Raw genomic sequence first — 19,208 nt, 5'->3', positions numbered from 1 at the left:
TTCTTTCGAATGTATTTTTGAGAAATACAATGTTCATTACAAGTAAACTTTAATATTTATTTTTAACAAAATGTCCTTTAAAATAGATTAATATATTCTAATGTGTTTGATTTAGAAAGGATTTTTAAAAATGAAAGTTTTAAAAGAATCGATGATTGTAGCATTTGCCTTCGTAGGTGTGGTCGTTGGCGCTGGTTTTGCTACTGGTCAAGAAATATTTCAATTTTTCACAAGTAACGGCCAATTCAGTGTATTAGGTATTATTATTACAGGATTAATCATCACACTTGGCGGTATGTTCGTCTTAAATACTGGTTACAACATAAAATCACATAATCATTCAGAATCTATTCATTACTATTTGCACCCTATGATTGCTCGATTATTTGATATTGTCCTAACATTATTTTTGTTTTCACTCGCTATTATTATGAGCGCGGGCGGTGCATCTACAATTCAAGAAAGTTTTCATTTACCTTATTGGCTTAGTTCACTTATTCTCGTAGGTCTTATTTTGGTGACATTATTTTTAAAATTTGATCGTTTAATTGCAGTACTAGGTATCGTTACACCTTTCTTAGTTATCGTCGTCACAATTATTGCGATATATTATCTTGCAACTGGCCATCTTGACTTTGAAAGTGCAAATCAATATGCACAGCATAAATCATCTATTTCACTTGGATGGTGGTTTGATGGTCTCAATTATGCCAGTTTACAAATTGCTGCTGCTTTCAGTTTTCTAAGTGTAATGGGGGGACGTTTACATGACCAACGTGCTTCTATTTGGGGTGGATTAATTGGTGGAGTCATTATTACATTTTTACTTTTAATGATTAATTTAGGCTTAATTACAAAATTTAATGCTATTAAATCCGTAGCACTTCCAACCTTATTATTGGCACGCCATATTTCACCTATTTTGGGAACTATCATGTCTATTATTATGATTCTAGTTATTTATAATACTATTGTAGGGTTAATGTACGCATTCGCCTCTCGTTTCACAAAACCGTTTTCAAAACAATATTTTGTGCTTATTATTGTCATGACAATCGTGACATTCATTTGTACATTTATCGGCTTTATTTCGCTCATTGGCAAAGTATTTCCAATTATGGGGTTATTTGGCTTTATTCTACTCATTCCTATTTTATATAAAGGGATTAAGCATTTTAAATATGCAAAGAAAGAAGATTCAAAAGGAGAACATTAATTTCCTTTTGAATCTTTTAATTTTATATATAGATTAAATTTAATACTTTACGGGAATGAGAGATATGGAGGTGTCGTTAATGACGAATCAACTATTTATTAATAATGAATTTGTAGAAAGTAAGTCAAACGAAACAATGGACGTGATTAACCCTGCTACGGGAGAAACAATCGATACGATTACATTCGCTACTGAAGAAGAGGTAAACGACGCAATTGAAAAATCTAAACACGCTCAACTTGAATGGGAAAAAGTACCAGCTCCTACACGTGCTGAGCATGTAAAATTATTAATTCCATTACTTGAACAACATAAAGATGAAATTGCTCATTTATACGTTAAAGAACAAGGTAAAACAATAGTACAAGCTAAAGGTGAAATCGATAAATCAATAGAATTCATTGATTATATGGCAAGTTTAAGTATGAGTAACAAAGGTGAAGTATTACAAAATAGTATAGTAAACGAAACCATTCAACTGACAAAAAAACCAATTGGTGTGACTGCTGGTATTGTACCTTGGAATGCTCCAATTCTAGTACTTATGCGTAAAGTGATTCCAGCTATTGTAACGGGTTGTTCTGTCGTTATCAAACCAAGTGAAGAAACAACATTATTAACATTAAAAATAGCTGAACTTTTCCGTGATTCAACTATTCCAGCTGGCCTTATTCAAATCGTTCCAGGTACTGGCGAAACAGTTGGAACACAATTGGCGACTCATAAAGACATTCAGCTTGTTTCATTAACGGGTAGTATGGGCGCAGGTAAAGCTGTATTTAAAAATGCGTCTGACAGCATAAAAAAACTCAACTTAGAACTAGGTGGAAATGCCCCTGTTCTTGTCACACAACATGCTGACTTAGATAAAGCTGTTGATTATATTGTTACTGCACGTATTAATAACGCTGGCCAAGTATGTACATGTCCAGAACGTATCTTTGTTCATGAAGATGTACATGACGACTTTATTAACAAAGTGAAAGATAAAATGGATGCGCTTCAAGTTGGAGATCCATATGATGAAAACACTGATTATGGTGCAATCATTAATCAAAAACAATTAGATAGTATTGATGATAAAGTTCAAGAAGCTGTAAAAAATGGAGCTGATTTAGTATTAGGTGGCCATAAATTAGATCGTGAAGGATTCTTCTACGCTCCTACTATTTTAGATCATGTAAAAACAACTGATAGTGCTTTTAAAGAAGAAATTTTCGGTCCTGTTCTTGCTATAACTACGTATACAAACTTTGATGACGTTATTGATATGGCAAACGACACTAATGCAGGTCTATCATCTTATATTTTCTCTGAAAACTTAAAAGAAATTATGACAGCTACTGAACGTTTAAAATTTGGAGAAGTATATGCAAATTGTGAGGCAGAAGAAGCAGTCAATGGTTATCACGCAGGTTGGAGAGAATCTGGCCTTGGTGGTGCAGATGGTATTCATGGTTTTGAAGAATATTACAATACAACTGTAAGTTATATTAGATGGTAAGTTGAAATTATAAAAAAGAAGAGCAAGAATGAATGGCGTTACATTCTTTCTTGCTCTCCTTTTTTATTTATTTAATGCTTTATCGAGGGATTGAATATTTTTTTTCATAATAGATTGAAAAGTGAGTGTTTGATCTTCTGATTGAGATTGAGACAATACTGCTAAATTATTAAAATTCACAGGTTTAGTTTGTGTCTCTTTACGAATCACATCGGTTATTTTTGAAGAAATATTTTGTTCATATAAAATATACGGTTCATGTGTGTCTTTTATTTGATTAATGAGCGCTAAGATGTCTTTCTGACTTGGCTCTTTATTATTCATACCGCTAACCCCTTCTTGTTCGAAATGGTAACGGCGCGCTAAATATCCTAATGAATCATGAGAAATAATTACTTTATTTCGTTTAGGATGCGTCGTTATATTAGATAATGTGTGATCAATTTGTTTTAAATCTTCAACTAATTGTTTATAGTTATGTTCATAATATATACGATGCGCAGGATCTTTATGAACTAAATCATCTTTAATTTTCTTTGCGAATTGTTGATCTAGTATTGGATCAAGCCAAACATGTGGATCATATGATGTTGCTTCATGATTATGTTCGTCGTGATTATCGTGATCCTCTTCATTTAATAAGTCATTACTACTTAATCCATTTGCAACAGCAAGTTTCATATGATTATTATTCATTGATTTCGTAATCTTTGAAGCCACCGGGTCAAGATTGTCACTTGAATAAACAAACAAATCACTTTTTGCAATATTAATCATGTCGCGTTGACTAGGTTCATATGTATGCATATCAGCACCTGGTGGATAAATCGTATCTACATCCACATATTTACCACCAATTTCTTTTGTAAAGCTTTCAAATGCAAAAACCGTAGTGTAAATTTTTAATTTATTCTCAGTTGTTACTTTTTTATGTTTGTGAGTGATATCGCGATTTGTACTACAAGCAGATAATATGAGGCACAAACACATTAAACTGATAATTGCGATAATCTTCTTCACACAACCCCTCCAAAACGTAATAATTTCGTTCTCAACTATATCTGTTCTTTTATAAAAAAGCAATGACTTTGTATTTAAATCTTTTATAATTTTTATATTCTAAATTTTATTTATGTAATGTTTTAATTTAGTGGAAATGTGATAAATAATACTAAGACATGATATAAGGAGTGAAGTAATATGGCTGAAGAAATTAAACAAGGTAACAATAAATTTTATGTAGGTGAAGACGAAAATAATCCTAAAGCAGAAATCACTTACAAACAAGTAGATAACAATGAAATTGAAATCGATCACACTGGTGTATCTGATGAATTAGGTGGCCAAGGTTTAGGAACTAAATTAGTTGATGCAGTTGTAGAACATGCTCGTCAAAATAACTTAAAAATTATCGCATCTTGTCCATTTGCAAAAGATGTATTAGAAAAAAATGATAGTTACCAAGATGTTTATTTAGGATAAGAGTAAAATACAATCCTCTAGAGAATCATTCTCTAGAGGATTTTTTTATCAAGTTATTTACCTTGCCTCTTAGTAACTATTCTAGTATATTTAATATACTTAGTATAAAAAAGAGAGGCAATGATACATGACTGCATTTCATTCAAAAGAAGCAATGCAAGTGACGAACGTCACTTTAAATGTTAAAGATTTAAACAAAATGAATCACTTTTATTCTGAAGTACTCGGTTTTTCTATTAAAAAGAAAACTGAAACACAAACCATTTTCAATGTTGGAGAACATGGTCACACGTTAACGCTTCTTCTTTTAGAACATGGACGTCATCCTGAATTTAGAGAAGCTGGCCTTTTTCATATCGCTTATTTATTACCTTCACGACAAGACTTAGCTAACTTCCTATATCATATGAGTCGTTTAAATCAGCCTGTTGGTGGCGGTGACCATTTAGTAAGTGAAGCGCTATATTTCAATGACCCAGAAGGTAATGGTATTGAAGTCTATCAAGATCGCCCTTCTAGTGGTTGGGAATGGGATAATGATTTTATTAAAATGGATACCCTTGAAGTTGATGCACAAGATTTAATTTCACATCGTACTGAAAATGGTTGGCAAGGTTTTCCATCAGATGGAAAACTAGGACATCTCCATTTAAAAACACATAATTTGATGGAGGCTCGTCAATTCTATATTAATCAACTTGGTTTTGAACATATTTCAAACTTCCCTCAAAGTTTATTTATTTCTACACAACACTATCATCATCACATTGCTGTGAATACATGGCAATCTAATCAAGTGAATCCAGACAATAAGAACACTTATGGATTAACACATATTGATATCTATCAACCTCACGCTAAAGAAACGAATTTAACATCACCTGAAGGGTTTAGTGTGACTGTTCATGGAGATGTAAGTGTGGTTCCTGATTAAAAAAGGTTGGATGACAATCATCCAATCTTTTTTTAATCTACAATATCTCGATATTTTCTTACAGTATCAAAGTCACTATCTTTTGCTTTTTCATAACCTTGATGACCATAAATATCACTAATAATATGTTTACCTTTTTTTGTATGACTGATATCAATAAATGCTCGACTAATTTTCTTTTTCCATTTGCTACTCATGTCATTACGTACTGAAATGATATCATTAGGAATTTTCTTTGTGCGATCAATCACTTTAGTTTCTTGATAAATGTTGGGATCTTCTTATCTTTCAAATCTTTTAAATGATTAATATTACTATCTTTACGAACCACAATTTGAGATCGATAGTAATCTACAAGGTGATGTATTTGATTCACTTTATTATCTACTAGGTAACCTTTTGACTTTAACAATACATCTGCTGCTTGAGCACCATGAGCTAATGTGTAAGAAACAGTAGAAATAAATTCAATATCGATTTTTTTCGATTTCAATCCTTCTACCATTGTATTATAATTTGTTGCTATATGTACTTTTACAGGAACTTCCTGCTCATCAGATACTATTTACTTTAGCATTAAGGATTTGAGTATTTTGATATGAGACAAACTCAACAGTTAATGACTTAGGTGTATATGCTTCTTTAGGATGCTTTACATTGTCAATGTTTGAACAACCTCCTATTATATTAAATTTTGATTTCAGTTCAACGATCTTAATATTTAGATTTTCACCAGAACGTCTGCATATAAGTTAAATTGGGATTACCGAGAGGCCTATACAACTTCAAAATGAAATCTGTCATACTTTTCTAATTCTCAATCATACTTCATAAAAAATGCCGACAAAGTATACACCTTTGTCGACATTTCAAAGCATTTATTAAAATGTTTAATCATATTTTAATTAATATAAGCCTTTTGTTTCATTACTTGTATCTATAAAGATATTTTTAACTTGTTGATAGTTTTTAATTGCATCTTTATAAACTTCACGACCGATACCAGATTTTTTATAACCACCAAATGGTGCGCCAGCTGGGATTTGATTATACGTATTAACCCAAATACGGCCAGTACGAATTGCTTTTGCAACATTTAATGCACGAAGTAAGTTTGTAGTGAAGACACCACCAGCTAAACCATATTCTGAATCATTAGCAATTTTAATTGCTTCTTCTTCATCTTCGAATTTTTCAACAACAACAACAGGTCCAAAAATCTCTTCTTGTGCTAATTTATGACTATTATCTGAAAGTTCAATGATTGTTGGTTCGAAGAAGTAGCCTTTATCTAAACCATTATCAGTAATACGATGTCCACCCGTTAAGATATTGGCTTTGTCATCTTCTTCTGCTAATTTAATATAACTTTCAATTTTTTCAATTTGTTCTGGACCAGTTTGTGCACCCATTTTTGTATCTTCAGCGAATGGGTCACCCACTTTAATATTTTCGAATGCTTCTTTTAATTTTGGTAATAATTTATCATATAAAGATGATTGTACTAATAAACGTGAACCAGCACTACATACCTCACCTTGGTTGAATAGAATACCTAATTGAACGCCTTCAATGACTTGATCTAAATTTGCATCATCAAAGATAATATTAGCACTTTTACCGCCAAGTTCTAATGTAGTTGGCACAATACGTTCAGCACCTGCTTTAGCAACACCATAACCTACACTTGTTGAACCAGTGAATGATAATTTATTTACACCTTCATGTTTGAAAATCGCATCGCCTGATTCTGAACCTTTACCAGTAATGACGTTTACTACACCTTTAGGTAACACATCTTGAAGAATTTTAGCTAATTCAATTAAGCTTAATGGTGTAGAAGAAGAAGGTTGAATTACCACTGTATTACCCGCTGCTAATGCTGGACCTAATTTCCAAGATGCAAGTAAGATTGGGAAATTCCATGCTACTACTGCACCTACTACTCCCACAGGTTCATTTACAACTAAACTCATAGTGTTATGATCTATTTGGTTAACCGAACCTTCATCAGTCGTTAATACTCCTGCAAAATATTTAAATTGTTCAGCTACTTGAGGAATATCAATTGTTGATGTTTCACGGTAAGGTTTACCATTTTGAAGTGATTCAACTGTTGCTAAATGTTCCTTATTTTCTTCAATACGACGACTAATTTCTAATAAATAATCTGCACGTTCTGCTTTAGAAATTTTACTCCAACTATCAAATGCCTCATGTGCTGATTGCACTGCTTTATCAACATCTTTTTCATTTGCTTTAGCAACTTTGGCTAACTCTTCACCATTTGCTGGGTTAGTTACCGTAAGTGTTTCTCCACTTTCACTTGGTTGGAATTCGCCATTTATAAATAAATCATATTGTTCATCTAAAAAATCTCTAACATTTACTTTTGCCATACGTTTTCATCCCTCTTTCTTTGTTTATAAATCATAACGTAACTCTCTATAAAGTAATGTTAAATTCACTTCATTCATTGATACGTTTTGTATATTGATTATTTACCCTTTTTTTACAAAACTATGCTTAATTTATCCATTCAATTACATCTTCTTGTGGTTGACGTGTTTTAGGTTTTGTAGGATTCTCTTTTCTATAACCGAAAGCTACCATAACTGAAGGTGCAAAGTGATTACTATCAATAATCCCTTCATGTTCTAATAACTCAGTTACGCCATCTAAATCGAAACCTTCCATTGGACAAGAATCAATACTCATTAATGCAGCTGCTGTCATCATATTACCTAATGCAATGTAGGTTTGTTTAGACGCCCAATCCAAAATTGTTCTAGCATTATCATTAATATGAAATCGTGTTTGGAATCCCTGTACTTTATCTTCAAACATTGGAATGGTGCTCTCTTCATACTGCTTAATCCCTCTAATAAATGACTGTACATAATCAGACGTCGGTGTTACATTCTTACGAGCTAAAATTAGTACAAAATGACTGGCAGATTTAAGTTGCTTTTGTGCACCAGAACTATAAGGTATTAATTTCTCACGTAATGCTTCATTTTGAATAACAAGAAATCTCCATGGTTCTAAACCTAATGAGCTTGGAGATAAACGTCCTGTTTCAAGAATTGTATTGAACTCAGAATCACTTATCTTTTTCGATGTATCGAATTCCTTAGTAGCAAATCTAAAATTAAATGCATCTATAATTGTATTTTGAATCTGATTGATAGTCATCCACTCCTCTATTAAAAAACTTACTCAAATTATAAAATACAAACTATTTTAGCTAAAATAATTAGCTCAAAATGATTTGCCTAATTCTAAGTTGTAATATTTCATTTTAAATGATATTTTATTTATATATTTTCACATTATATGAAATAAAAAACTCTTTTTAATTGATTTGTGAACTAATTCACAATATAATAGGGTTGTAAGTTAGGTTAGAGATAACATTCAATGATGTTGTACCAAATCTCTTACTTTAACTTTAGTCTTACTTATTTATTAAATTTTAACTTTTTTATACAAAATGAAATGGGGTTATTTTAATGACAAAAATTATGTTTTTCGGAACTCGTGATTACGAAAAAAAAGACGCTTTAAATTGGGGTAAAGAACACAATGTAGAAGTTGTTACTTCCGAAGATATTTTAAGCGAAGACACAGTAGATCAATTAGAAGGTTTCGATGGCGTAACTACAATGCAATTTGGTAAATTAGCAGATTCTGTTTATCCTAAACTTGAAAAATATGGTATTAAACAAATCGCTCAACGTACTGCTGGTTTTGATATGTATGATTTAGATCTTGCAAAAAAACACAATATTGTAATTTCTAACGTACCAAGTTATTCACCTGAAACAATTGCTGAATACTCAGTATCAATCGCTTTACAATTAGTACGTAAATTCCCTGCAATTGAAAAACGCGTTCAAGAACATAATTTCAAATGGGCTGCACCTATCATGTCTACACCTGTTAAAAACATGACTGTTGCAATTATCGGTACAGGCCGTATTGGTGCTGCAACTGGTAAAATTTATGCTGGTTTTGGTGCAAAAGTAGTAGGCTATGATGCATATCCAAACAACTCATTAGATTTCTTAGAATATAAAGATTCAGTTGAGGAAGCAATTGCCGATGCTGATATCATTTCTTTACATGTACCTGCTAATAAAGAAAGCTTCCACTTATTCGATGCTGACATGTTTAGCAAAGTTAAAAAAGGTGCTGTGTTAGTCAACGCCGCTCGTGGTGCTGTTATTGATACACCAGCTTTAATTAATGCTGTAAATGACGGTACTTTATATGGTGCTGCCATTGACACATATGACAATGAAGCTGATTACTTCACATATGACTGGACAGGTAAAGAAATTGAAGATAAAACTTTACTTGAATTAATTGAAAACGAAAATATCTTAGTAACACCTCACATTGCTTTCTTCTCAGATGAAGCAGTTAGAAATTTAGTTGAAGGTGGATTAAACGCTGCATTATCTGTCATCAACACAGGTAAATGTGACACTCAATTAAACTAAGATTTGATATATAAAAATGCCTGGGACAGCTTATGATGTCCCAGGCATTTTTATGTGTTGGCAGTCGACCACTGAATGAGATGACGTATTATTCTGTCTCACTTTTTAATACTTTTTCTTCTATAATTTGAAGTACCCCTTGTTCATCGTTACTTGGCGCTACAAATTTTGCGATATCAAATAATGATGGATCATGGCTATTTGCCATAACATAACTATGCTCTGCAAATTCTAGCATATCTTTATCATTGTTAGCATCACCGAATGCCATTAATTCTGATGGTGACATTTCCCATTTGTTTAACAAACGTTTTAACGCTTGGCCTTTTGTCATATTAGGCATAATAATATCGATACTATCATGGCCACTTGAAACCAGTTTAATTTCTTCTTTAAACTTTGTTTCTAAATCTGTATCCAAAGTGGGATGTGTCTCACGATTAATATTTAATGCAATCTTCACATATTCATCATTAGGTAAAGGTTGAAATGTATCTATTTCTTCTAATTGACGATAATAAAAATGAGCATCCTTTTTAAAGGCTTCTGACGTATCTTTTAAAATATATGCACTTTTAAGTCCACATACAATGAATTCGTCGATGTGTTGGTCAAGATGAATATAATTCACTACTTTTTCATATATAGCTTGATCAAAACTACGGTAATTATACAATTGATTGCCATGATAAATCACTGCACCATTCTCAGAAATGAAATACATGTCTCGCTCTCCAAAAATAGACTTCAACTTAGCATATTGATTACCACTGGCTGCAATAAATTCAATGTGTTTTCGTTTTAATTCTTGATAAATTGTCTCAAAGCGCACTTTATCATATGCTTTATTTGTATCTAAAAATGTCCCATCCATATCTACTGCAATGGCTCTAATCATGAGTGGTTTCCCCCTTACAATACTTTTCATTGTCCATTATATCCACCTTATGATTGGGATTGAAGTCAGTACTTGAAGAGTGAAACTATATTCACATTTAGAAATTACATACAAAGAATAAAATTTTATGCATAAAAACCGCTCATCAATGAGAAAATGAACGGTCAACTAAATTATTTATTTAATTTGTTTAGCTACGAAAATCTTTCGTTTTTCCCATATACCTGTTTGTTGATTATAATCATCACATGTAATCAATGTAAGCTGATTCGTTTGTCCTTTATGTTCATCTAATACTTGAACATCATCTGGATCTACATCTTGAATACTTGTCATTTTATATTCCCGTGTTTCATCGTCAATTTTAAAATAAACTTTGCTGCCTTTTTTGGCTGCTTTTAAATTTGTAAATTGGTAATGTGGACGATCTGTAAACGTGTGTCCTGCAATAGAAATATTTTGATCATCGAGAGATTCATCGCCTTCTGCAAAGCTTACACCTCTATTAAGTTGTTCAGGTGTCGCAGGACCTGGGTAAACGGGTTCTTTTATTTCCGCATCTGGTATACTAATATACCCTGCCATTTTAGATTTATCTTTTGGAATCGTAGGTTTTTCTTTTGATTTATTACTTTTGTCATTTTTATCGTATTGTTCTATCTTATCGTCATTATTTTTTTCATGTAAGTAATTATCAATATATGGTTTTGCAAATAAATATACTGCTACTAATATCAAAATCACACCAACAATAGTCATGAGTCGACTTGTCCAATTTTTCACTGAGTAATACTCCTTTAATTTAAAAATTCTTAATTCATAGTATACCATTTATTTTTCTAAATAAAATGTTAGATTACATGACATATATTTGCTTTCATATCATCCAAGTGTTTAAATGAACAATAAATACATAGGTAGGTGCTTATCATGATTAGAAAAGCAGAACGTAACGATTTACCATATATATTAGATATTTATAATGATGCTATATTGAATACAACCGCTGTATATACATATCATCCACAAAGTCTTGAAGAACGAGAAGCATGGTTCGAAACAAAAGTGCTTGCAAATGAACCTATATTTGTATGTGAAATCGATAATAAAGTAGCAGGATTTGCCACGTATGGTCAATTTAGAAATTGGCCAGCCTATTTATATTCAATTGAGCATTCTATATATGTAAATAAAGATTATCGTGGAAGAGGCGTGGCATCACATTTACTCGAACATTTAATTGATGATGCTAAACATCGCCAGTATCGTACTATAGTTGCAGGCATAGATACATCAAATGAAGCAAGTATTAAACTTCATGAAAAATTCAGTTTTGAGCACGCTGGCACTATCAATAACGTAGGCTATAAGTTTGAACGTTGGCTTGATTTAGCTTTCTATCAATATGATTTAAATAAAAATAGATAAATGCATACAACGTCGAGATAACAATTGAAATACAGTTATCTCGACGTTGTACTATTCTTCGTCTCTAAGTTCGCCTAACTCTTTACGTTTTTTATTCTCAATAACAAAACGTACGTAATAAAAAAGAAATACAAACATTATACTCATAGACATTGATTGAAGTAAAAGATTCTCCCAAGTTCCTTCGATCGTCCATACACGTGTTAACGTTGTATTCATGATGAAGGCTAAAAATAAGATATATAATCTAAGCATATCATCATCCCCTTTTAAGTTATTTTATATTTAAAAGTGAAATATTGCAATTTCTTTTTGGAATTTTCTGATAATTAAAGGCATAAAAAAACCATTCTTGAATATGTTGTCATCCAAGAATGGTTTAGGATTTTAAATATTATGAAAAACTATTTACTGGGTCTTCTGCATTACCAAAGATTTTTCGTTTAATGACTTCTCCTGTTGGTGTACCTGCTAAGCCACCAAGCCCAGTTTCTCTAAGTTGTGCTGGTAAGTTTCGTCCTACTTTATCCATCGCTTCGATGACTTCATCGACTGGAATTCTACTTTCCACACCAGCTAATGCTAAGTCTGCTGAAATCAAGGCATTTCCTGAACCAATTGCATTACGCATGACGCATGGAATTTCAACAAGTCCAGCAACTGGATCACATACAAGACCTAACAAGTTACTAATTGCTAATGCCATCGCATGTCCTGAAGCTTCTGGTTCACCGCCAAAGACAGATACTGCAGCAGCTGCTGCCATAGCTGATGCTGAACCTACTTCTGCTTGACATCCTCCAGTTGCTCCAGCAACACTTGCATTATTTGCAACTACACGTCCAAATAATGATGCAACAAATAGGAAATCAACCATTTGATCTTCTGTTAAACCATGTGTCTTTTCTAATTTAAATAACACGCCCGGAATCGTACCGGAGGACCCAGCTGTCGGTGTCGCACAAATAATACCCATAGCCGCATTCACTTCATTTGTTGCTACAGCACCTTTAACTGCTTCCATCATTTCATGACCTGATAAAGCATGATGATTTTCGTTGTAATCACGAATTTTAGCTGCATCATGTCCCGTATAACCTGTGACACTTTCTACTCCATCTCCTGTAGTTCCTTTAACTACAGCATCACGCATCACTTGTAAATTTTGTTTCATTAAATCTCTAACTTCATCACGAGACTGACCTGATAATTCCATTTCTTCTTGAATCATAATATCCGCAAATGACATATTGTTTTCAACAGCATAATCTATAGTTTCTCTAATTGAATCGAACATTTTAATCCTCCTCTATTTAATATAGGATATATTTAAGTGTTTATATTTTTCTTTAATTTGATTTAATGTTGATTCTTTGATTGCTTTGATTAAAGGTAAAACAACTAAACTATTATCACTATCTGTTTCAACCAATTCTTCATCTATGCTTAAGCCAAGTTCATTTACTTCATTTAAGAAATGATTCACTTCTGACTTATTTTTTGATCCATCCATGACTAATATGGGTAAGCCATGATTAAAGTTAACATCTATACCTTCAACACTAATTCTTCTTAATTTAATGGTACCGCCACCTATAGAATTACCAATCACTTCAATGTGACGTCCATTTGCTTCAGCAATTAAATATGCACAGTTTGGATGTTCTCCGATGCTTTCTCCATCTTCTTCAATAATATCAACATGAACACCTAAATCTTTAGCTATAGTTAATGAGTCTTTGATTCGACTATCAAATGTACTGTAACCCATTGCACCACCTACAATTGCTAAATCTGTGCCATGCCCTTGGTGTGTTTTTGCGAATGATTCATAATAATGAATTGCTAATTTTTCTGGTTTAATACTTCCTAATACATTAAAAGCAGCATTCCCTATTTTTACTGCTCCAGCTGTATGAGAACTTGAAGGTCCCATCATTACTGGACCTATAATATCAAATGCACTTTGATAGTCATAACTTTTTTTAGTAGCCATTCTTAAACACTCTCCTTAGGTTGTTTTTGTTTAGATGGTAATTTGATAGATAAATCCATAAGGTTGAATTTTTTAATCAATGTACTGATAATGAACGCCAAAACGATACTTGAAATTGCTACAGCAATGATTGTAATTACTGTTTTTACAGGCGTATTAAAGCCAAACAATACAATCGCACCAGCAATTGGTGTAGCCATACCTTTTACATTTATTACTAGTCCACTAAATGTTACAATACATGCATTTACTACACCAATCAAGGCATTTGTTCCATATAATTGTAATGGATATTTAGCAATTAAATCAATTTGAGTGAGCGGTTCAACAAAAACTGCAAATGCTTTAGATGGTCCACCAATTTTTAATCTACTAAACATCACGTAGTTAACAAATGAAGCCCCTGTACAAGTTAATGCACCGATTGCCATTGGTACACCTGTTAAACCTAATAAGCTTGTCAGTACCATTGAACTTAATGGTGTCATACCTGTAACTGGAATTACTAATCCAAGTATCACTGCTAAAGCGTATGGATTACTATCTCCTACAGCAGTAATTGCGCCACCAATTTGTTGCAATACAGCCATTACGCCTGGGCTAATTACCGTTGCTAAGCCAAATGCAACAGCTGGAGCAATTAAAATAACTGTAATTAAGTCTAACCCTTCTGGTACTTTCTTCTCAATAAATTTAATACCAAATGAAATAACATACGCTGCAATAAATGCTGGTAATAATTTAAAATCATGTAATACTAAACCAACGATAACTGCAAATACTGGGGAAATACCTAAATTAACACATGTCAAAATCCCTACTGCAACGCCAGCTAAACTTCCTGCTAAATCTCCAATCACTTGGAAGAAGTGAATATGGAAAACGCCACCTATCGCATAACTTAAGAATGCTTGTGGTAAGAAAGTCGCACAGGCTGCTCCCGACAGTGCTTGTAATCCTTGTTTCCCATATGGTGCAAAGTTTAAGAAAAGTGTCATTACAATTAATACTAATACAAGAGTCCCAACGCCTAAAATAATATTCATTTCCCAATAACCTCTTTCTCTCTAATTTCCTAGCCAATGTCATAGTACACCTGTCGGAAAACGTTTTCAACACCTAATATAGTAAACCCAAAATTTATTTGTGAAATAATTCACATTTTAAGTATTTTGACGAATTTAATTTTTATATAAAAAAATTAGACTCAAAATATTAATTCTGTTCATAAAAAAAACAGTAGAAATGAGAAATATACTCACTTCTACTGAAAAAGATGTTTATAAATACACTCAATTATAATTCATCTTTTAGTAATATGAATGTTCACCACTTACTTGAATTTTATCAATTATTTATTGCTTTCTTACTCACTCTGTTTCTTAACAGAGGAGGATTTCTTATACATACAAGCATACTTAACTTATATAGTTTTACTATTCTAAAACGTTAGAATAAGTTGTTATATTTTGCGTATCGATGAGTGTATACATGATATAAAATAAATCATGAAAATCGTTGAAAAAAAGTTGAAAGGATAGAAATGGCGTTTCTAAAAATGCATACTTATTATAAATTGTACGAATGTATAAATAGTATTCTAGTAATAATCGTTTAAATAATAAATTTAGGAAAAGATTCATAGAGGGTTTTAAATCATTGGAATTTAAATAAAGGTTCTCAATCATATTTACGTGTGATAGTTGATCAATGAAATTAGTATCGTTCATAACTATCACTCCTTTCCATACTTAACAGATAGTGTTATTTGGAATGAGGAATTTATATATATTATTTAATATCTATATTAGATTTTTGTCAATATATTTGTTATAAAATATAATATTTTAATTATAACAAGGGATACCAATGAGAATTTACTATTAAAAAGTAGAGACACAAAAATGGTATCTGTCCCTACTTTGTCATCTGATTCTTCGAGTTTCTTTCTAAATAATCATGTGCTAAACGCTTTAAGTCTTTAATAACGCTTCTGTAAGTTGATGTGTATGTTGATAGATTTGTTTATAAATATTGTAATAAGATTCATATTGTTGATGTCGTTGCAAATTAGGTTCATATATATGTTCAACGTCTATAAATTGTGCTACACAGTCATCAAAAGAATCAAACCATTGTAACCCATACGCCGCAATCATTGCTGCACCCATACTTGGTCCTTCTTCATGTTTCAATTTTCGAATAGACGCATTAAAAATATCAGCTTGCATTTGGAGCCAAAATTCACTTTTTGCGCTTCCACCAATTGAAGTAATATGCGTAATTTCTTTTCCCGCTTCTCTCATCAATTGAATCGAATCATATAAAGAGAAGGTAATACCTTCTAATACCGCTCGTGCAAAGTCTGATTTAGAATGGTTACCGCTAATACCAATGAAACTCCCTCGAATAAATGCATCGCCATATGGTGTACGCTCACCAGCTAGGTAAGGCGCAAATAATAAACGATTTGCACCTATTGAAGAGATACTCGCTTGTTTAACAATTTCATCAAACGTATCGTTATCAAAAAATGTTCTCTTTAACCAATTAAGACTATATCCTGCAGCCAACGTTACTCCCATTGCATAATATGTATTTGGAACACTATGATCAAAAAAATGTATATTATTTTTATAGTGCGTTTGATTACTTTTTTCTACGTTTACGATTACACCAGAAGTACCAATACTACATAATGTATCATTATCATTGATTATACCTGCCCCAATTGCGCCACAGGCATTATCTCCGCCCCCAGCAAATACTTTTACTGGAGATCTAAAACCAAGTTCACTCGCTAAGGGTTCTTGAATAGTTCCAACTTCGTCTGTGGATTTCACAAGTGATGGATAAACATCTCCTATATCAAATGTATCTCCAACGTCTTTTGACCAATCATGCGTTTTTGGACTAAGAAGGAGCGTACTTGCAGCATCAGAATATTCCATGTGAACTTTACCCGTTAAACAATAACGTACATAATCTTTAGGAAGAACGAACACATCGACTTTCTTCCATAGTTCAGGCTCGTGAGTACGTACCCACATCATCTTAGGAAGTGTAAAACCCTCGAGAATCGGATTTCCATTTAATCGCTCTCCATAAACCGATCTAATTTGCTTACATTGTTCTGAATTACGTGTATCATTCCAAAGGATAGCATGGCGTACAGGGTGACCTTCTTTATCTAGGGCTACTAGCCCATGCATTTGACCTGAGAATGAGATGCCTTTCACTTTATACCTTTTCATTTCATCAGAATGATTTAACCGATATAAGCCTGTTTTAACTGCATTAAACCATTCCTTTGGATCTTGTTCGCTATGTCCAGGTTGGGATTGTATTAAATTTAAAGGCACGCTTGTTGAAGTAATCACATGGCCTGTTTGATTTACCGCAATAATTTTAACTGCGCTAGTTCCAAGATCAATACCTAATACTGCTTCTTTCATACGACTCACCCTTTATATCACTATTCATATAATTATATTAACGACAATTTATTATTTTTATATTTTCTATTGTAAATAAATTAAATTTAGCTATCTATGTATTTATGATAGCGTTTTAAATAATTATTTCAATACTTATTTTGAGTAAATAAAAAAAGGACAAAAATCGATTGATTTTTGTCCTTTTTTATTATCTATTCCCTACATCATGCCCAATTTCCACTGTTCTATCATTCTTATTATAAACGGCACCTTGCACACTACCAAAGTTAGGATCGTTACGTTTTTCTTCTACACCAAATCCTAAACTTTTGAAAATATTGACATCTTCATCTTTCATAGCATTTTCATAGAAAATCGTACCACCATCATTATAGAAACGTGGTTTATTGATAGATTCTTGTAATGTGCCATTTCCTCTTAAATAGTCGACAATAACTTCATTAAGAATCGTTGGAATTTTATTTCCTCCTGGTGTACCAATCCCCATATAAAAGTCTGCTCCTACAATAATGGTAGGTGACGTATAAGAACGTGGTGCTTTATGTTTCTCACCATAGTTTGGACTGCTTGGATCTGTTGAAAAGTTTGTTAGCGAGTTGTTCATGTAAAAACCTTCTTTAACAAATTTACCCGCTCCAAAGAAACTAGATAATGTATTTGTAGTACTTGCTAACTTACCGTTTTTATCAATTACTACAAAATGTGTTGTACTCGTATTATCAATACGTTGTGTATTGAAATCACTACCTTGTGCATCAAAATTGATACCGTTAATCTTATCTAGTAAATAATCTTGAGACAAGTATGTATTACTACTAGGTTCTTTTCCATTAACAATATCTCTATTTCGATACATGATATCACGAGATTTGATAATCCCTGTAATAAAGTCTGTACGATCATTTTCAGAGTTTAAACTTTCATCAATCTTCAAACCTTGTTCCATTAAGATCCCACCTAGTGGGTTAGATGCAGCATAAACAGTATTGTTTAAATATTTTGTACTTATAGGTTTCTTTTCTTCTGTTTTTACCTGTTTAAAATCCTCTTCAGTGAGTTGATTTTTTAATTGTTTAGATACACTTTTTCCAATATGATTATAAAAATAATCCGGTCCTTTATCTCGAATTTTCTTTAAAGTATTGGCTAAAGCAGGTTGTTTTACAATTGCACCTTCACGAACTGTACGTTTACCTTTAAAGAAAGGAGAGTTTCGATCAATATCAGATCCAAATAATTTTAAGCTGCGTTCTAACTCTGAATCTACTTCAAAGCCATCTTCAGCTAATGGAATGACATAGTTTAAGATTTTTTTCTCATCCATTTTACCTTCTTTTTCATGCATGTCATGTAGACCACGTACAAAACCTGGCGTTCCTATCTTATCTCCTTTTTTGTAATTAAATGAAGATATCGTTTTATATTCATACATGCGAGGTTCTTCTCCATTTTTTCCATCGTATGTAAGTGTAGCACCCCCGCCACCTAGTCCAGATGAATGAGGTTCTGTTACTGCAAGCGCGTAAGCGACGCCTTCAGCTGCGTCAACTGCATTGCCGCCATCTTCAATAATTTTATTACCTACACTTGTGGCGATAGCATTATTTGAAGCGACACCATATGTTTTTTTATCACCAGATGCTGCTGATTTACGGTTAGCAATCTTATTTTCATACAAATCATCTTTATCAGGTTTATCTTCTTTATTAAAAAAATAAAACGTAAATGAGATTAAAATTGTAATCACTAAAATGACTGATAGTGTCATTTTGTTATAGATATTCATA

General features: G+C 32.5%; 18 protein-coding genes and 1 pseudogene. 6 read left to right on the top strand and 13 right to left on the bottom strand.

The genetic code is table 11. The annotated features are described in order from the left end of the window. The first annotated feature begins 130 nt into the window (after positions 1-130). Both AC2FB1_RS01785 and aldA read left to right on the top strand, forming a co-directional pair. Positions 131-1,216, top strand: coding sequence for a YkvI family membrane protein (locus tag AC2FB1_RS01785; protein WP_490673564.1), 1,086 nt, complete (start codon positions 131-133; stop codon positions 1,214-1,216). A 79-nt stretch (positions 1,217-1,295) separates the two neighbouring features. Next, on the top strand, positions 1,296-2,720 hold the full coding sequence (gene aldA, locus AC2FB1_RS01780) for an aldehyde dehydrogenase (protein ID WP_490673563.1): 1,425 nt from the start codon (positions 1,296-1,298) through the stop codon (positions 2,718-2,720). A 63-nt stretch (positions 2,721-2,783) separates the two neighbouring features. Here the strand turns inward: aldA and AC2FB1_RS01775 are convergent, their stop codons facing one another. Next, a complete protein-coding gene (locus tag AC2FB1_RS01775) occupies positions 2,784-3,740 on the bottom strand; it encodes a metal ABC transporter solute-binding protein, Zn/Mn family (RefSeq protein ID WP_490673562.1) in 957 nt (318 codons plus the stop codon). 180 nt (positions 3,741-3,920) lie between these two features. Between AC2FB1_RS01775 and AC2FB1_RS01770 the strand changes: the two genes are divergently transcribed. Both AC2FB1_RS01770 and AC2FB1_RS01765 read left to right on the top strand, forming a co-directional pair. Further along, on the top strand, positions 3,921-4,202 hold the full coding sequence (locus AC2FB1_RS01770; RefSeq protein WP_002448625.1) for a GNAT family N-acetyltransferase: 282 nt from the start codon (positions 3,921-3,923) through the stop codon (positions 4,200-4,202). 127 nt (positions 4,203-4,329) lie between these two features. Further along, positions 4,330-5,136, top strand: coding sequence for a VOC family protein (locus AC2FB1_RS01765; RefSeq protein WP_490673561.1), 807 nt, complete (start codon positions 4,330-4,332; stop codon positions 5,134-5,136). A gap of 32 nt (positions 5,137-5,168) precedes the next feature. On the opposite strand, the pseudogene AC2FB1_RS01760 reads toward AC2FB1_RS01765, so the two are convergent. The 3 genes and pseudogenes from AC2FB1_RS01760 to AC2FB1_RS01750 all read right to left on the bottom strand — a co-directional run bounded on the left by AC2FB1_RS01760 (position 5,169) and on the right by AC2FB1_RS01750 (position 8,331). Next, positions 5,169-5,840: pseudogene (locus tag AC2FB1_RS01760) on the bottom strand (PhnD/SsuA/transferrin family substrate-binding protein). A gap of 201 nt (positions 5,841-6,041) precedes the next feature. Beyond that, positions 6,042-7,535, bottom strand: coding sequence for an aldehyde dehydrogenase family protein (locus AC2FB1_RS01755; RefSeq protein WP_490673560.1), 1,494 nt, complete (start codon positions 7,533-7,535; stop codon positions 6,042-6,044). Positions 7,536-7,662: 127 nt separating this feature from the next. After that, positions 7,663-8,331: an NAD(P)H-dependent oxidoreductase gene (locus tag AC2FB1_RS01750; RefSeq protein ID WP_490673559.1), complete on the bottom strand. Its 669-nt coding sequence runs from the start codon at positions 8,329-8,331 to the stop codon at positions 7,663-7,665. A 317-nt stretch (positions 8,332-8,648) separates the two neighbouring features. Here AC2FB1_RS01750 and AC2FB1_RS01745 point away from each other — a divergent pair, with 317 nt between their 5' ends. Beyond that, positions 8,649-9,641 (top strand): D-lactate dehydrogenase, encoded by a 993-nt coding sequence (locus tag AC2FB1_RS01745; RefSeq protein WP_490673558.1) that lies wholly within the window; start codon positions 8,649-8,651, stop codon positions 9,639-9,641. A gap of 88 nt (positions 9,642-9,729) precedes the next feature. On the opposite strand, the gene AC2FB1_RS01740 is transcribed toward AC2FB1_RS01745, so the two are convergent. Together AC2FB1_RS01740 and srtA are read right to left on the bottom strand one after the other, a co-directional pair. Beyond that, positions 9,730-10,539, bottom strand: a complete 810-nt coding sequence (locus tag AC2FB1_RS01740; protein ID WP_490673557.1) for a Cof-type HAD-IIB family hydrolase — start codon at positions 10,537-10,539, stop codon at positions 9,730-9,732. A gap of 177 nt (positions 10,540-10,716) precedes the next feature. Further along, entirely contained in the window at positions 10,717-11,322 is a 606-nt protein-coding gene (srtA, locus tag AC2FB1_RS01735; protein ID WP_490673556.1) for a class A sortase SrtA, read from the bottom strand. A 147-nt stretch (positions 11,323-11,469) separates the two neighbouring features. Between srtA and AC2FB1_RS01730 the strand changes: the two genes are divergently transcribed. Further along, positions 11,470-11,967 (top strand): GNAT family N-acetyltransferase, encoded by a 498-nt coding sequence (locus tag AC2FB1_RS01730; protein ID WP_490673555.1) that lies wholly within the window; start codon positions 11,470-11,472, stop codon positions 11,965-11,967. Between the two features lie 51 nt (positions 11,968-12,018). On the opposite strand, the gene AC2FB1_RS01725 is transcribed toward AC2FB1_RS01730, so the two are convergent. The 7 genes from AC2FB1_RS01725 to AC2FB1_RS01695 form a co-directional block, all read right to left on the bottom strand. Then, positions 12,019-12,222, bottom strand: a complete 204-nt coding sequence (locus tag AC2FB1_RS01725) for a hypothetical protein (protein WP_490673554.1) — start codon at positions 12,220-12,222, stop codon at positions 12,019-12,021. 139 nt (positions 12,223-12,361) lie between these two features. Further along, the gene (sdaAA, locus tag AC2FB1_RS01720; protein WP_490673552.1) at positions 12,362-13,264 is read right to left on the bottom strand and encodes an L-serine ammonia-lyase, iron-sulfur-dependent, subunit alpha; all 903 of its coding nucleotides are present in this window, start codon (positions 13,262-13,264) and stop codon (positions 12,362-12,364) included. 12 nt (positions 13,265-13,276) lie between these two features. Further along, positions 13,277-13,963 (bottom strand): serine dehydratase beta chain, encoded by a 687-nt coding sequence (locus AC2FB1_RS01715; protein ID WP_490673551.1) that lies wholly within the window; start codon positions 13,961-13,963, stop codon positions 13,277-13,279. Positions 13,964-13,965: 2 nt separating this feature from the next. Beyond that, complete coding sequence (locus AC2FB1_RS01710; protein WP_490673549.1) at positions 13,966-15,009, bottom strand: PTS sugar transporter subunit IIC; 1,044 nt, start codon at positions 15,007-15,009, stop codon at positions 13,966-13,968. A gap of 390 nt (positions 15,010-15,399) precedes the next feature. Next, positions 15,400-15,693: a sugar ABC transporter permease gene (locus AC2FB1_RS01705; protein ID WP_490673548.1), complete on the bottom strand. Its 294-nt coding sequence runs from the start codon at positions 15,691-15,693 to the stop codon at positions 15,400-15,402. 243 nt (positions 15,694-15,936) lie between these two features. Continuing rightward, entirely contained in the window at positions 15,937-17,418 is a 1,482-nt protein-coding gene (xylB, locus tag AC2FB1_RS01700; protein ID WP_490673547.1) for a xylulokinase, read from the bottom strand. A gap of 190 nt (positions 17,419-17,608) precedes the next feature. Continuing rightward, positions 17,609-19,207: a gamma-glutamyltransferase gene (locus AC2FB1_RS01695; protein WP_490673546.1), complete on the bottom strand. Its 1,599-nt coding sequence runs from the start codon at positions 19,205-19,207 to the stop codon at positions 17,609-17,611. Position 19,208 lies beyond the last annotated feature (1 nt).

This window comes from Staphylococcus sp. CoH_129_LAB_1 (genome assembly GCF_058191515.1).
This window is presented reverse-complemented; position numbering and strand designations above follow the sequence as displayed.